General features: G+C 73.6%; 14 protein-coding genes. 11 read left to right on the forward strand and 3 right to left on the reverse strand.

The window, feature by feature from the left end; all coding sequences use genetic code 11:
• Window positions 1-109 precede the first annotated feature (109 nt).
• Window positions 110-730 carry a helix-turn-helix transcriptional regulator gene (locus BLS99_RS27050; protein ID WP_091052314.1) on the forward strand — a complete coding sequence of 207 codons (621 nt, stop codon included), beginning with the start codon at window positions 110-112 and terminating at the stop codon, window positions 728-730.
• 82 nt (window positions 731-812) lie between these two features.
• Here the strand turns inward: BLS99_RS27050 and BLS99_RS16940 are convergent, their stop codons facing one another.
• Entirely contained in the window at window positions 813-2,024 is a 1,212-nt protein-coding gene (locus BLS99_RS16940; RefSeq protein WP_091052316.1) for an amidase family protein, read from the reverse strand.
• Entirely contained in the window at window positions 2,021-3,097 is a 1,077-nt protein-coding gene (locus tag BLS99_RS16945) for an acetamidase/formamidase family protein (RefSeq protein WP_091052319.1), read from the reverse strand. The genes BLS99_RS16940 and BLS99_RS16945 overlap by 4 nt, the downstream gene beginning before the upstream one ends.
• Window positions 3,098-3,169: 72 nt before the next feature.
• Here BLS99_RS16945 and BLS99_RS16950 point away from each other — a divergent pair, with 72 nt between their 5' ends.
• The 9 genes from BLS99_RS16950 (at window position 3,170) to BLS99_RS26335 (ending at window position 14,013) form a co-directional block, all read left to right on the forward strand.
• Window positions 3,170-3,826, forward strand: a complete 657-nt coding sequence (locus BLS99_RS16950) for a GntR family transcriptional regulator (RefSeq protein WP_091052321.1) — start codon at window positions 3,170-3,172, stop codon at window positions 3,824-3,826.
• 288 nt (window positions 3,827-4,114) lie between these two features.
• The gene (locus tag BLS99_RS16955) at window positions 4,115-4,858 is read left to right on the forward strand and encodes a sulfite exporter TauE/SafE family protein (protein ID WP_176953394.1); all 744 of its coding nucleotides are present in this window, start codon (window positions 4,115-4,117) and stop codon (window positions 4,856-4,858) included.
• A 66-nt stretch (window positions 4,859-4,924) separates the two neighbouring features.
• Window positions 4,925-6,133, forward strand: a complete 1,209-nt coding sequence (locus BLS99_RS16960) for an amidohydrolase (protein ID WP_091052325.1) — start codon at window positions 4,925-4,927, stop codon at window positions 6,131-6,133.
• A 140-nt stretch (window positions 6,134-6,273) separates the two neighbouring features.
• Window positions 6,274-7,026: an ABC transporter ATP-binding protein gene (locus tag BLS99_RS16965; RefSeq protein WP_091052327.1), complete on the forward strand. Its 753-nt coding sequence runs from the start codon at window positions 6,274-6,276 to the stop codon at window positions 7,024-7,026.
• The gene (locus BLS99_RS16970) at window positions 7,023-7,874 is read left to right on the forward strand and encodes an ABC transporter permease (RefSeq protein ID WP_091052329.1); all 852 of its coding nucleotides are present in this window, start codon (window positions 7,023-7,025) and stop codon (window positions 7,872-7,874) included. Before BLS99_RS16965 ends, BLS99_RS16970 begins: the two co-directional genes overlap by 4 nt.
• 171 nt (window positions 7,875-8,045) lie before the next feature.
• Window positions 8,046-9,188: an ABC transporter substrate-binding protein gene (locus BLS99_RS26330; RefSeq protein ID WP_176953395.1), complete on the forward strand. Its 1,143-nt coding sequence runs from the start codon at window positions 8,046-8,048 to the stop codon at window positions 9,186-9,188.
• Complete coding sequence (locus BLS99_RS16975) at window positions 9,185-10,540, forward strand: amidohydrolase family protein (protein ID WP_176953396.1); 1,356 nt, start codon at window positions 9,185-9,187, stop codon at window positions 10,538-10,540. Before BLS99_RS26330 ends, BLS99_RS16975 begins: the two co-directional genes overlap by 4 nt.
• 85 nt (window positions 10,541-10,625) lie before the next feature.
• A complete protein-coding gene (locus tag BLS99_RS16980; RefSeq protein ID WP_245712283.1) occupies window positions 10,626-11,705 on the forward strand; it encodes a patatin-like phospholipase family protein in 1,080 nt (359 codons plus the stop codon).
• Complete coding sequence (locus tag BLS99_RS26335) at window positions 11,686-14,013, forward strand: protein kinase domain-containing protein (protein ID WP_091052332.1); 2,328 nt, start codon at window positions 11,686-11,688, stop codon at window positions 14,011-14,013. Before BLS99_RS16980 ends, BLS99_RS26335 begins: the two co-directional genes overlap by 20 nt.
• A gap of 89 nt (window positions 14,014-14,102) precedes the next feature.
• On the opposite strand, the gene BLS99_RS16990 is transcribed toward BLS99_RS26335, so the two are convergent.
• A complete protein-coding gene (locus BLS99_RS16990) occupies window positions 14,103-14,474 on the reverse strand; it encodes a DUF5319 family protein (protein WP_091052334.1) in 372 nt (123 codons plus the stop codon).
• 152 nt (window positions 14,475-14,626) lie between these two features.
• Here BLS99_RS16990 and BLS99_RS16995 point away from each other — a divergent pair, with 152 nt between their 5' ends.
• Complete coding sequence (locus BLS99_RS16995) at window positions 14,627-14,821, forward strand: hypothetical protein (RefSeq protein WP_091052336.1); 195 nt, start codon at window positions 14,627-14,629, stop codon at window positions 14,819-14,821.
• The last annotated feature ends 100 nt before the right edge of the window (window positions 14,822-14,921 follow it).

Below are 14,921 nucleotides of genomic sequence, written 5' to 3' on the forward strand. Positions count from 1 at the left end.
CGAAAAGTCACTCGAAAAATTCGCGCGAACCCGCGTCATGGCGGCGGACCGCCTGCGTGCTGGATCTAGAGAGACACGCACGGCCTACCGCACCGAAAGGTAGAACAAAGTGAGAACCGTACTGGTCTGTGTTAAGACTCCTCAAGCCGGACAGAAGATCTCGGCCTGCGCGACCCGCATGGGCCTGGCGCAGGCGGTCAAGTCGGTCGAGGGATCGCCCGAGCTGTTCCTCGAGCTCGGCCGCCGGCAGGTGGACGTCGTGCTCGTGGACGTGGCGCTCGCCGCCCCGGACCCGGTCAAGTTCGTCAAGACCGTCCGCGCCCGTTCGCCCCGCACCGGGGTCCTGCTCTCCGGCGCGGCGGACCCCCGTACCGCCGCGATGGTGGTGGCCGCCGGCGCCCGGGGCGTCATCCGCACGCCGTCCAACAACTCCGACGACCTGCTGGTCGCGCTCGCGCAGGCGATCATGTTCGCCTCGCCGAGCCTCCAGCGGGTCACCGAGACCGTCCCCCGGCAGCGCTCGACCCTCCAGGGCATGAAGCTGACCGAGCGCGAGCTCCAGGTCCTGCGCGGCATGTCCGAGGGCAAGTCGAACGCCGAGATCGGGCGCGACCTGTTCGTCTCGGAGGACACCGTCAAGACCCATGCGCGGCGCATGTTCCGCAAGCTCGGCGCGCGCGACCGGGCCCACGCCGTGGCAGAGGCGTTCCGCTCGGGACTCGTCTGCTAGTCCGTCCACTCCGGACCGACGTGCGTCCCGCCTGGCAGGACGGGATACCGCGCGGTCCGACCGAACCTCGACCGGCGCCCGATCAGCGGGGATCGGCCAGCGCCAGCAGGACCTCGTCGCTTCCCGGAGCGGCGACGAGCTGCAGGCCCACCGGCAGGGCCTCGACCTCGCCCGCGGGCAGGGCCAGTCCGGGTGCCCCGGACAGCCCCGCGATGCACGTCAACCGCACGATCGCCTCGCGGTCGGGCTCCTCGCCGATGAGCGGCGCGGGTCCGGGCGCGGCGGGGACCGCGAGCGCGGTGCCCGCGGGGAGCCGGTCCCTGACCAGCGCCACGACGCCGCTGCGGACCCGCTGCGCCCCGGTGACCTCGGCGCTGCCGATCCGCGACGCGTTCGCGAAGCGCGCCTTGACTCCCGGACCGAACTCGGGCCGGGACGCCTCGATCCACGCGCCGTGCGCCTGCCATGCCTCCCACGCCTGGAGGACGGCGTACGCGCGGCGCGCCGACTCGAGCGGCGTCACCGCGCCCGGGGTCGGCTCGCGGCCGGACTCGCGGTCGAGCGCACCGCCGAGACCGAGGTGCGGGTCGTCGAAGAACGGGGTCGTGTCCACGTCGAGGCCGAGCGCCTCGACCGCGGGCCACACCGCTGCGCGGGTCGCGTCGGGGACCTCGTCCCAGACGTCGCGGGGCGCGAGCAGCCGCGTGAGGGGCGCGCGCGCCTCCTCCGGCTCGCCGAGGAGCACCTCCATGGCGAGGCGCAGCGTGCGCGCGTCCCTGGTGAGCACCCCGGCGGTGTCGAACGTGGGCGCGAGCGGCACGGCCCCGGCGAGGCTCACCCGCCCGTGGGTGGGCCGCAGCCCGTACAGGCCGCAGTAGGACGCCGGCACGCGGATCGACCCGCCGGTGTCGGTGCCGAGCCCGATGTCGGCCAGCCCCAAGGCGACCGCGGACGCCGAGCCCGAGGACGACCCGCCGGGCACCCGCCCGGGCGCGGCCGGGTTCTCAGGGGTCCCGTAGTGGAAGTTCGAGCCGTTCAGGCTCCACGCGAGCTCGTCGGTGACCGTCTTCCCGACCACGCGCGCCCCGGCCGCGCGCAGCAGCGCGACCGCCGCCGCGTCGGCCTCCGCGGGCCCGTGCGTCTCCAGCCACCGCGGGTTCCCGGCGCCCGTGGGCGTCCCGGCCAGGTCGAACAGGTCCTTGACGGCCAGGCGCAGGCCCTCGAGCGGCCCGGGCTCCCCGGTGTCGTCGAAGGCGGCGCCGTCGTCCACGAGGGCGATGAACGGATCGGTCATGGGCGGAGCTCCTTGGTGGCGGGGGCGGTGAGGTCGAGGTCTTTCGGCAGCGTGACATGGGCGCCCTTGACGAGGTCAACGACCTGCGAGATCCGCACGTCCACCGCCGCGCTCAGGTACGCGAGCGCGACAGGCCCGGGCAGGCCGTGCCGCTCCCGCAGGAACGCCAGCGCGGCGCGCACGGCCTTGCGGACCGCTTCGTCGAGGTCCTCGTCGAGCCCCGTCGTGATCCAGTGTTCCCCGGTCTCGGCGTACGGGCCGCCAAGGGCCGCGGCGAGTCTCCTCACGGCCGGGTCGGCGCGGACCGTCAGCCGCAGGGTCGCGCGCAGCGGCGCCTCGAACGCCGTCAGCGCCACCTCCCCGTCGCCCTGCGAGAAGTGCGGGTCGCCGGTGTAGAACGACGCGCCGGGGACGGCGACCGGCAGGTACAGCCTCGACCCGGTGCCCAGCAGCCGGATGTCGAGGTTCCCGCCGTGCGGCCCCGGCGGCACGGAGTGGACGGGGGCCGCGGTCGCGGGCGCGGTCCCCATGATGCCGAGGAACGGCGCCAGGTCGAACCGCAGCGACCTGCCGTCCCCGGTCGGGATCACGCCCCGCCCTTGGGGATCGACGGTGGCGACGACGCTGACGCTGCCCTCGCCGAGCGGGTACTCCCCGGCGAGCGCGCCGCGCCCGTGCCGGTTGCTGACCACGCCGTAGGGGGCGCGCCGCTCCAGCTCCAGGACCTCGACCTCCAGCACGTCCCCGGGTTCGGCGCCCTCGACGTGCACGGGCCCGGTGACGACGTGCGGTCCGGCGCCGGGCGCGCGCACGCACTCGCGGGCGATGCGCGCCGCGTCCTCCAGGACCTCGCCGATCCCGTTGGCGCCGAAGAACGCCTTCGGGTCGCCGCCCTGGTCCTCGAGCAGCCCTTCGTGGCTGACGGTGTCCACGCACACGGTCGCGCCCGACCGCACCCGCAGGACCGGCGCGCTCGCCGCGTTCGGCAGCAGCCCCCAGGACACGGTCCCGGGCTCCGACGGCAGGTAGTGGTCGGCGCGGTCGCAGGCGGCGAGCGGCTGGAGGAGCGTCATGAGGAGGCACCGCGTTCCGGGGGCGAGGGAGTGTATACGAGAATGGTGGCCTGATCGTAGTGGAGGCGGTTCATGGCTGGCGACAAGGGGCCGCGGCGCGCGCCCCAGGAGGCGGTGCGCGCGGTCCGGGAGGACATCATCCGGGGCGTGTTCGCGCCCGGCGCCCGGCTCACCGAGGACGCGCTGGCCGCGCGGTACGGCGTCTCGCGCGTGCCCGTGCGCGAGGCGCTGCGGGTGCTGGAGGCGGAGGGGTTCGTCGAGGCCAAGCCCTATGTCGGCGTGTTCGTGCGGGAGCTGAGCGAGGCCGAGGCGGAGGACCTGCTGGAGCTGCGGTCGGTGATCGAGCCGATGTGCGCGGCCCGCGCGGCCCGCAACCGCACGCCCGAGCAGCTCGGGCGGCTCAAGGAGCTGGTGAACCTCGGCTGGGACGCGGTGCGCGACGGCCGCCTCGAAGAGGTGCCGCGCCTGAACTCCCGCTTCCACGAGGTGATCGCCGAGGCGTCGGGCTCGGAGGTGCTGGGCCAGCTGATCCGCCAGCTCAGCCAGAAGATCGCGTGGGTCTACGCGGTTGGGCTGACGCTCCGTGCCGAGGACTCGTGGCGCGAGCACGAGGAGATCCTCGCGGCCCTGGCCGCGGGCGACGCCGACCGGGCCTCGGGCCTGGTCGGCCAGCACATCCTCCGGGCGACCACCGCGTACCGCAGGCGGGTGCGCGACCCGATCGGGTGACATCGGGGCCGGTGGGCCCGGTTCTTGTCGGACCCGTCGGCAATGCTGGCCGCTACGGTCCCCTCGGGGTGGGTGGGGGCTGGGGATGGTCTATACGGCCCGGACCGTAGCGCTAGAAGATGTTTCGTGAACGCCGCTGCGCCGCTGCGCAAGCAGCCTCCGAGCCGCTCCTGCGAACGCTTCCGAGCTCACCCGCGAGGGCCTCCGAGCCGCCCCGCGAACGCCTCCCGGCCACCCCCGCGAGCCGTTGTATACGATTGGGTCCGCCGTGCCTCCCGGAAGGACCCCATGGACCCTCAGCACCTCGCCCTGCTCGTCGCCGCCGGCTTCGGCGCGGGCGTCTGCAACGCGCTCGCCGGGGGCGGGAGCCTCCTGACGTTCCCGGCGCTCCTGGCGATCGGGATGCCGCCGGTCGCGGCCACCGTCACGAACGCGGTCTCGGTGTGGCCCGGCTACATCGGCAACGCGGTGGCGCTGCGCTCGCACCTGACCTCCTTCCGCCCGCTCCTACCGCGCCTGGTCGCCCTCGCCGCGGGCGGCGCGGTCACCGGCACCGTGGCCCTCCTCGCGGCACCGCCCGAGGTCTTCACCGCGCTGGTGCCGTTCCTGATCCTCTCGGCCACGGCCCTGTTCGCCTGCCAGCCGCTCATCGCCCGGCGCCTCGCCGCGAGCGGCGGCACCTCCGCGCCGCTGCTGTACTGCGGCGTATTCGTCGGCGGCGCGTACGGCGCGTACTTCAACGGCGGCATGGGGATCGTGTTCCTCACCGCGCTCGCGCTCGGCCTCGACGCCGCCATCGGGCGCCTCAACGGCCTCAAGGCCCTGCTCACCCTCACCGCCGGGACCACCGCGATGATCTCCGTCGCGCTCTTCGGCCCGGTCCAGTGGCCCGCCGTCCTCGTCCTCGCCCCCGCTTGCCTCCTCGGCGGGTTCGCCGGCGCCAAGCTCGCCGACCGGCTCAAGCCCGCCGCCTTCCGCGTCCTCGTCATCGCCTTCGGCACCGCCGCCGGAACCGCGATGCTCCTCACCTGACCGCGACCCCTCCGGCCGCGGCCCGCTCGATCTGCGCTCCGTCGAACGCAGTGCGAAAGGACCCCCATGACCGACCTCCTCCTCACCGGCGCCCGCCCCTGGACCCCCGGCGAACCGCTCGAACCCGCCGACATCGCCGTCTCCGGCGGCCGCATCGCCGCGGTCGGACCGGACCTCGCCGGCGCCCCCGAACACCAAGGCGCGCAGGTCGTCGACCTCGGCGGCGCGATCGTCCTCCCCGGCCTCGTCGACGCCCACTGCCACCTCGACAAGACGATGTTCGGCGGGCCGTGGACCCCCAACACCGGCGGCCGCACCCTCGAAGGCCGCATCCGCAACGGCGAGGGCCGCCGCGCCGAGCTCGGCGTCCCCAGCGCCGACTACGCCGCGAACCTCCTGCGCGCCATGGTCGCCGCCGGGACCTCGTTCGTGCGCAGCCACATCGACATCGACCCCGAGGTCGGCCTCGCCGGCGTCGAGGCCGTGCGCGAGGCCGCGGCCCGCCTCGCCGGCAAGGTCGACGTCGAACTCGTCGCCTTCCCGCAGGGCGGCCTGCTCACCCGCCCCGGCGTGCCCGGGCTCCTCGAAGCGGCCCTCCGCGACGGCGTCGGCGTCGTCGGCGGCCTCGACCCCGCCGGCTTCGACCGCGACCCCGCCGGGCAGCTCGACCTCCTCTTCGGCCTCGCCGAGCGGTACGGCGCCAAGATCGACGTCCACCTGCACGACCAGGGCCTGCTCGGCGCGTGGGAGTACGAGCTCATCGTCGAGCGCACCAAGGCGACCGGGATGGCCGGGCGCGTCGCCATCAGCCACGCGTACGCCATGGGCGGCCTCGAACCCGACCACCAGCGCCGCATCGCCGACGCGCTCGCCGACGCCGGCGTCGCCATGATCACCTGCGCCGTCGGCGGCGCGCCCGTCGTCCCGGTGCGGCTCATGGCCGAGACCGGGGCGCGCCTGGCGATCGGCAACGACGGCATCCGCGACCTGTGGACCCCGTACGGCGACGGCGACATGCTCCGCCGCGTCAACCAGGTGGCCTTCCGCGACCGGCTCATGTCCGACCCGGAGATCGAGCTCGCCCTCGCGGCCGGGACCCACGGCGGCGCGGCCGTGCTCGGCCTCGCGGACTACGGCCTCGCGGTCGGATGCAATGCCGACCTGCTCGCCGTGAACGCCACGGCCCCAGCGGAAGCCGTGGTCAGCGTGCCGGTGCGGCGCCTCGTCGTCAAGGGCGGCGCGGTCGTCGCTCACGACGGTGTCCTCGCCGACTGATCGTATACGAAATCTCGCCGTAACGGACCGGACCGCGATCGGCAATGGTATACCGATAGAAATTGAGCCATGAACGCACGGCTCAACTCCGGACGCGGCCCGCGGCCGGGTCATGTATACGACCGCCCCCGGCGGTCGCGATGAGCATCGACCCGGCTCTGGCCTTCCGCGGCACCTCGCTGACCTTCGCGAACGGCACCCGCGCGCTCGACGGCATCGACCTGGAGATCCGCCCGGGGGAGTTCGTGTCCCTCGTCGGCCCCTCCGGCTGCGGCAAGTCCACGATGCTCCGGCTCGCCGCCGGCTTCGAGGCCGCCTCCGGCGGCGCCGTCGACGTGCGGACCGACCGCCTCGGGTACGTCTTCCAGGAGGCCACGCTCCTGCCGTGGCGCACCGTCGCCCGCAACGTCGAACTCCCCGCCGAGCTCGCCGGGGTCCCCAAGGCCGAGCGGCGCACGGCCGCCGCTGACGCCATCGCCCGGGTCGGCCTGGCGGGCTTCGAGCAGCACCGCCCCTCCCAGCTCTCCGGCGGGATGCGCATGCGCGCCTCCATCGCCCGCGCGCTCACCATGCGGCCCGAGCTGTTCCTCTTCGACGAGCCGTTCGGCGCCCTCGACGAGATCACCCGCCAGCACCTGAACTCCGAGGTCGGCGAGCTCTTCGTGCGCGACGGCTTCGCGGGCGTCTTCGTGACCCACTCCGTCCCCGAGTCGGTGTTCATGTCGACCCGCGTCGTCGTCCTCACCGGCCGACCCGGCACCATCGCCGCCGACATCCCCGTCCCGTTCGACTTCCCCCGCGACCCCGAACTGCGCTACACCGCGGCGTTCGCGGCCCTCGCCGCCGAGGTCTCGGCGGCCCTGCGCGGCGACAGGCAGGAGGCCGCCGCATGACCGCCACCCTCGAAGCCCCCGCGAAGACCGCCGCACCCGAGCCGCCTCGGCCCCGAAAGCGCCTGTGGCCCTTCACGACCGCCCCGGTCCGCGTCGTCGCGCCCATCGCCGTCTTCGTCCTCGTGGTCGCCGCCTGGGCCGCCTCCAGCCACCTCCTGGTGCCCGAGGCGTCCCGGTTCCTCCTGCCCCCGCCCGAGGCGGTCGTCGCCGAAGGGCTCCTCGACCCCGCCGCGCGCACCGAGATCCTCACCGCCCTGTGGAACACCGTCCAGGTCGCCCTGTGCGGCCTCGCGATCGCGATCGTCCTCGGCGTGCTCTTCGCGGTCGTCATGAGCCAGGCCCGCTGGGCCGAGTTCTCCCTCTACCCGTACGCCGTCGTCCTCCAGACCATCCCGATCCTCGCGGTCGTGCCCCTGTTCGGGTTCTGGTTCGGGTACGAGTTCGGGTCCCGCGTCATCGTGTGCGTCATGGTCTCGCTGTTCCCGGTCGTCACGAACACGCTCTTCGGCCTCAAGTCCGTCGCCCCCGCCGAGCACGACCTGTTCACCCTCCACGGCGCGACCCGCTTCCAGCGCCTGTGGAAGCTCCAGCTCCCCGCCGCGCTCCCCGCGATGATCTCCGGGTTCAAGATCTCCGGCGGCCAGGCCATCATCGGCTCGATCGTGGCCGACTTCTTCTTCCGCCAAGGGGTCCCGGGCGTCGGCCGCATGATCGACGTCTACCGCCAGCGCCTCGCCACCGAGGAGCTCCTGACGGCCCTGCTCCTGTCCTCGCTCGTCGGCCTGTGCCTGTTCTGGGCGTTCGACCTCCTCGCCGGACGCGTCGACCGCATGCACGGCAAGCGATAACGCCATCAGGGGCACCTGAACCACTTGAACTACCTGAGCTGCCAGTCCGACAGCCCTCCGATCGGCGCGCCCTCCCACCGCCGCGAGCGCGCCCCCCACCGACCCCCGAGACCTCTAGGAGAGACCATGCGGAACCACCCCACGCGGAATCGCCCCATGCCGATCCACCCCATGCGAAACGATGCTGTGCGCCGCCGGCTGACCGCCGCCGCGGCCGTCGCGACCGGGGCGAGCCTCCTCGCCGCCTGCACCGCCACCGCCAGCGACGTGCCCGAGCCCACCGGCGAGGGCGTGCTCGCCGGCGTCTGCCCCGCCACGATCGTCATCCAGACCGACTGGTTCGCCACCCCCGAGCGCGCCGCCGCCTTCCAGCTCGTCGGCCCCGACGGGACCGTCGACGTCGAGCAGGGCGCCTACGTCGGGCCCCTGGGCGACACCGGCGTCAACGTCGAGGTCCGCCTGGGCGGCCCGTTCCTCGGCGGCCAGCCCGTGCCCGCGCAGATGTACCAGGACACCTCGATCACCCTCGGCTTCGTGCCGACCGACGACGCGGTCCGCGCCAACGCCGAGTTCCCCGTCACCGGCGTGTTCGCCTCCCTGGAGACCACCCCGCAGATCGTCATGTTCGACCCCGCCACATACGACGTCGACTCCTGGGACGACGTCAAGGCCACCGGCGCCCCGATCGTGTACACCGAGGGCAAGGTCTTCATGGACTACCTGATCGCCCAGGGGTACGTCGACCCGTCGCAGGCCGACGCGTCCTTCGACGGCACCCCGAGCCGCTTCGTCGCCGAGGGCGGCGCGGTCATGCAGCAGGGGTACGTCTCCAACGAGCCCTACCGCTGGGAGCACGACGTCGAGGGCTGGATGAAGCCCACCGACTACCTGATGGTCGACGACGCCGGGTACGAGATCTACCAGCACGCCTGGTCGGTGCGCTCGGGCGAGCTCGACGAGCTCGCGCCGTGCCTCACCGAGCTCGTGCCGATGCTCCAGCAGGCCCAGATCGACTACGTGACCGACCCCGAGCCGGTCAACGAGGCGATCCTCCGCATCGCCGAGACCATCCCCGACGGGCCCCCGATCACCATGGAGGGCAACGCGGACTCGGTCGAGGTGCAGCTCGCCGAGGGCATCGTCGCCAACGGCCCCGACGACACCCTCGGCAACTTCGACACCGAGCGCGTCGACCGCGTCATCGCCGCGGTCCTCCCGATCTTCGCGGGCTACGGCGAGACGATCCCCGAGGGGATCGCCGCCGACGACATCGTCACCAACGAGTTCATCGACCCCGCCATCGGACTGCGGTGACCCGCCTCGACGCCGTCGCCGGGGCGGGCCTCCCCGGCGGTCCGGCCGACCTGATCCTCCACAGGGGACGGGTCGGCCGGGCCGCACCTCCGGGCACCGCGGACGGCATCCCCGGAGGCGGTGCCTCCGCGGACGGTTCCGCGGCCGGCGGCACCGCCGTCCTCGACGCCGCCGGCCGCGCCGTCCTGCCCGCCTTCGTCGACGCGCACGTCCACCTCGACAAGGCGTTCCTCCTCGAACCGATCGCGCGCGGACTCGCCGCCGAGGGCACCGAGCCCACCGCCGACCTGAACGACGCCATCGCCGCGGTCGCGAGGCTCCGCCCCCGCCTCGGCCCCGAGACCGTCCGGGCCGGCGCGCAGCGCGCCGTCGACACCCTGGTGCGCAACGGCACCCTCGCCGCGCGCGCCATGGTCGAGATCGACCCGGCCGTGGGCCTCGACCTCATGGACCTCCACGCCGATCTCGCCGCCCGCAACGACGGCCGCATCGACCTCCAACTCACCGCCTTCCCCCAGCGCGGCCTCGAACTCCCGGGCATGCGCGGACTCCTCAAGGGCGCCATGGCCTCCGGCGCACACGTGGTCGGCGGCTGCCCGTACGTCGACGCCGACCCGGCCGCCCACCTCGACTTCGTCTTCGACCTCGCCCAGGCCCACGGCGCGCCGGTCGACCTCCACCTCGACTTCGGCGACGACCCCGGCGCCTCGCTCATCGGCCTCGTCGTCGAGCGCACCCGCGCCGCCGGCATGCACGGCCGCGTGGCGATCGGCCACGCCACCACCCTCGCCGCCATGGACCCCGACGCCGCAGACCGGGCGTTCGACGCCCTCGCCGACGCCGGGATCGCGCTCGCGGTCATGCCCGCCACCGACCTCTACCTCGCCGGGCACGCCCGCGACGCCAGCGCCGGGCACGCCACCCGCGCGGTGGCCCCGATCCTGCGCGCCGCCCGCGCCGGCGTCACCACCGCGATCACGAACAACAACCTCTGCAACCCGTTCGCGCCCTTCGGCAACGGCAGCCAGCTCCAGGCCGCGTGGCTCGCGGGCCTGCTCTTCCGCGCGGCCTCCGCCGCCGACCGCGCGGTCCTCGCCGACGCGATCACGACGAACCCGGCCCGCATCCTCGGCCGGCCCGCGCACGGTCCGGTCCCCGGCGCGAGCGCCGACCTCGTCGTCCTCGACGCCGCGACCGCCGACGAGGCCGTGCTCCAGTGCGCCCCGGTCGCGGCCGTCGTCCGCGCGGGCGTCCTCCTCGACACCGGCCCGCGGACGTCGTCACTGCGGCGCGGCGACCTGCGAGGGGACGACGCGGGACGGGACGGCACCGATCAGGGCGCCGCCCCGTAACTCAAGGACAGCGCAAGGTGCGTGAGACCGCTACGCTGAGGACCATCCGATTCCGCCGCTCCCCGACACCCCCGAGCGAGGCGAATTGTCCGACCCGAACGCCTTCAGTCCGTACGCTTTCGACGCCGACCGGTACTGGAGCGACGACCACCCCGTCCTCGAACTCGTCAGGGCCCGCCGCGCCGAGGGCTCCGCGCCCGGCGCCCGCACCGACGGTTTCAAGCTCGGCCTCGCCGTCGAAGGCGGCGGCATGCGCGGCGTCACCTCCGGCGCCATGCTCGTGGCCCTCGACGACCTCGGCCTGCGCCCGGTGTTCGACGCCGTCTACGCCACCTCCTCCGGCTCGATCAACGCCGCGTACTTCCTCGCCGGCGGGGACTCCTGGTACCCGCTCACGATCTACTTCGACGACCTCTGCACGCCCGAGTTCGCCGACGTCAGGCGCATGCTCGCCGGGCGCCCCGCCCTGAACCTCGACTACGCCTTCGACGAGGTCCTGGAGCACCGCAAGCCCCTCGACTTCGAGCGGATCCTCAAGAGCCCCATCGACCTCCACGTGGTCATCAGCGAGGTCGACACCCTCACCGCGACCGCCCCGCACGAGTTCGCGTCCCGCGACGACCTCAAGTCCGCGCTCAAGGCCAGCTGCTGGATGCCCGTCGCCGTGCCCGGCACCGGCGTCTTCCGCGGGCGGCGGGCCATCGACGGCGGCGTCCTCACCGCCCACCCCCACCTCGCCGCCCTCGCCGACGGCTGCACCCACGTGCTCTCTTTGAGCACCAAGCCGATCAAGCCCCCGCCCACCCGCCTCTCGCCCGGCCGCCGCTACTCCGTCGCCTACCTCGAACGCCTCCGCAAGGGCCTCGGCCGCGGCTACGCCGACTCGCAGTTCCGCTACCGCGAACAGCGCAGACTCCTGCAGCGCTGGATGACCGACCCCGGCGACGGCCCGCAGGTGCTCGACCTCGCGCCCCTCCCGTGGATGCGCGAGGTCGCGAACCAGTCCCGCTCGCGCGACGCGCTCGTCACCGCCGCCCGCGAAGCCCACGCCGTCATGGCCGCCGCGATCCAGGGCGTCCCGGTCCAGGAGCTCCGCGACGGCTCGTTCCGCTCCGTCCCCCGCATCACCACCGTGAGGACCGCCGATGGCAGACGCATCGGTTGACCTCCTCGCCGCCGCCTGCGCGCACCTCACCGGCCGCGCCGAAGACCGCGGCGCCCCGGCCCGACTCGACGCCTGGGACGTCGAGGACTGGCGCGCCGCCCTCCTCGACGTGCCCCTCGACGAGCGCGCCTACGCCGACCGCTTCGCCGTCGCCCGCGCCGACGAGATGGACGCCCTCTGGGCCTGGTGGACCGACCCCGGACCCGACGCGCGCGTGAGCCCCGCGACCGGCGGCTACCTCGGCTTCCTCCTGCTCACGCTCATCTCCATGCACCGCTCCGACCGCATGCGCTACCACGGCGAGTCCTACGCGAGCGGCGAGATCGCCGGCCGCACCCCCGACGAGCTGTGCGCCGAACTCGTCGCCGACCCCCGCGTCCAGCAGGCCCTCGAACGCCTCTACGCGCCCGCCGAGGACGACGCCGAGGCGTGCCGCGTCTGGGCCACGATCGACTTCGCCACCATGGCCTTCCACCGCCACGGCACCACCTCGGTCATCGTCACCGTCGACTCAGCCGCGCCCGCCGTCGGCCGCGCCTCCCATCACGCCCTCAAATGCCTCATCTACCCGTACCTGCGCATCCCCGCGATCGTCAAGGCCACCAGGGACTACCGCCGCGACTTCGGCGGCGTCCGCCCCGAGGGCTCCCCGCTCGTGACCGTGTGGGCCAGCCACGACGGCTGGGTCCTCATGGACTTCGTCCCCGGCACCACCCTCACCGACCACCTCGCCGCGCTCGCCAAGGGCCGCAAGGAACCCCGCTCCGAGATCGCGCGACCGGTCGACGTCCGGCAGCTGCGCGTCCTCGGCACCGCGCTCCTCGACGCCATGGCCGTGCTCGCCGCGGACGTCGGCCACCACAACGACCTCACGCCCTCGAACGTCATCGTCCAGACCGGGCACGACGCCGCCGTCACGATCCGGCTCATCGACCTCGGCGTCAACTTCCTCCACACCCGCAGCCTCGTCGGCGCCGAGTCCCGCGAATCCGTGTACGTCGCACCCGAGGTCAAGGCCACCGGCACCGGCGGCCCCCTCGCCGACCTCTACTCGGTCGGCATGGTGCTCATCGCCATCGGCGGCATCCCGCACAGCGCCCCCGGCACCGTCCCCGACCAGTTCTACGTCGCCTCAGTCGGCCTCGCCCGCCTCCTCGAAGACCTCGTCGACGCCGACCCGGGCCAGCGCCTCCTGGTCTCCGGGATCGACCCCGGCCCCGGCCGGTTCACCGAGATCCGCGACCTCTTCGCACGCGAGATCGAGGTCCTCGAAGCGGCCGAGGCCGAGCGGCCCGCCGGCCGCTACCAGCGGCTCAAGAACGCCCTGCCCGGCGCGGGCGCGGTCGAGCGCCAGCGGAGGATCTGGAAGGTCCGCCGCAGGCAGGCCGAGGCCACCGACGCCGCCGCGCACCCCGTGCAGGCCCACCACCTCCGCCAGGCCAAGAGCCTCAAGCGCTGGGCGATCGCGTGCTCGTGGATGTCCTGGGTCACCGTGGCCCTGGTCCTCACCTGGTGGTCGCGCGACCTCGACCTGTTCTGGCAGGCCAAGTGGGTCGAGTACGCCAACGCGTTCCTCAACCGCTCCGGGGACGGCATCCCGCTCCTCGACGACGTGCGGGCCGCGGACTACCCGATCCCCGACGCGTGGGACAACCTGCCGGTGCGGATCGTCGCGCTCACGTACGCGCTGCCGGGCATGCGGCTGTACATGAACGTCTTCGCCGACATGACCCCGCACTCGGCGCTGCGCCGGCGCGGCTGGAAGGGCGTGCGCACCGCGGCGGCCTCGTTCATGATGCGGGCCACGGCGGTCTACCCGACCGTGTACATCCTGCTGCCCACCCTGGTGCAGCGCAGGTGGTGGGTGATCTTCTGCCCCTTGGGGATCATCACCGTCGCGGTGATGATCTCGGCCTGCCTGTGGTTCGCGCGGGACGCGAACGCGCGGGCGCGCGCCTGGAACGGCGGCAAGGGCCTCTCGACGGTGCCGCGGGGTGAGATCCCGACGCTCGAGCGCCTGGCGTCGTGGGCGCCCGCGGCCTGGCTCTACGCGCTGCCGGTGGTCATCATCGGGGTCTTCCTGTACAGCGGCCGGCTCCAGGACGAGCTCATGTACGCGATCGCGATCGGCCTCATCAACATCGGCATCTGGTACTTCAAGAACACCGGCACCGACGCCCCGTACGTCAGGGCCGGGCTCACGCGGGCGATCCTCGCGGCCGAGCGGCTCGACGTGCTGGAGGCGCGCGCGAAGCGGCCCCTGCCGGGACCGCGGGCCGAGCGGCCGCTGCGGGAGTCGGTGGCCTAAGCGGCGACCCTCGCGGGAGCGTCTGCCGCGACCGCTCCTGCTCAGACCGCGTCCCCCTCGGACCGTGTCCTTCTCAGACCGCGTCCCCCTCAGACCGTGTCCTCGCCGTGCGTCTTCAGCCAGCAGTCCGAGAACCCCCGGGCGTAGTCCCAGGTCACGTAGTGCGCCGGGTCGGGGTCGAAGGCCGGCTCGTGGACCTGCGCGCAGTTCGCCTCCAGGAGGCCGCGGAGGTTCGCCATGAGCAGGCCCCACGTGAAGTAGTGCGGCTCGTCGCAGTCGGCGCAGTCGACGACCACCCCCCGGTAGCCCTGCGGTTGCAGCACCCGCTCGAACATCTCCAGTTCGTGGAGGTCTTCGAGGAGGTCGGCGCGGTCGTCGTCGTCCAGTTCGGGTTCGAACGGGGCGAGCGCCTCCGCGTGGTCGGGATCGTCGGCGAACGGGTCGCGAGGCTCCTCATACACGGTTCCAGCCTAACGCCCGGTGACGACGGCGCCGGGTGAGCGGCGCGGGACTCCCGGATGCGTGCCACCATCGCAATCGGGTGCTGACACCGGGTGCGGCGCTCGTTAGCATGGGCCGCAGGTAACCCCGACGGATCCGAGGAGACGGGCACATGGACAACTTCGGCGAGAACGTGGAAGAGATCTTCGACGACGTGGTGGACGGCGTGGCCGACACGGTCACCGACATCGACGCCACGGAGGTGTGGGAGGACATCAGCGACGGCGCCACCGAGGCGTGGGACGCGGTGGCCGACAGCGACGTGGTCGACACCATCTCCGACGAGGCGGGCGACCTCTTCGAGTAGCCCCCGGCCGCACACCCCAGTTCACTCGCGGGCGCCCCGGGGACCACGTCCCCGGGGCCGTCCCGTGTCCGGCCCCGTTCGGCACCCGCGGGTGCGTACC

Origin of the sequence: Glycomyces sambucus (genome assembly GCF_900102815.1) — a bacterium.
Lineage (GTDB): Bacteria > Actinomycetota > Actinomycetes > Mycobacteriales > Micromonosporaceae > Glycomyces > Glycomyces sambucus.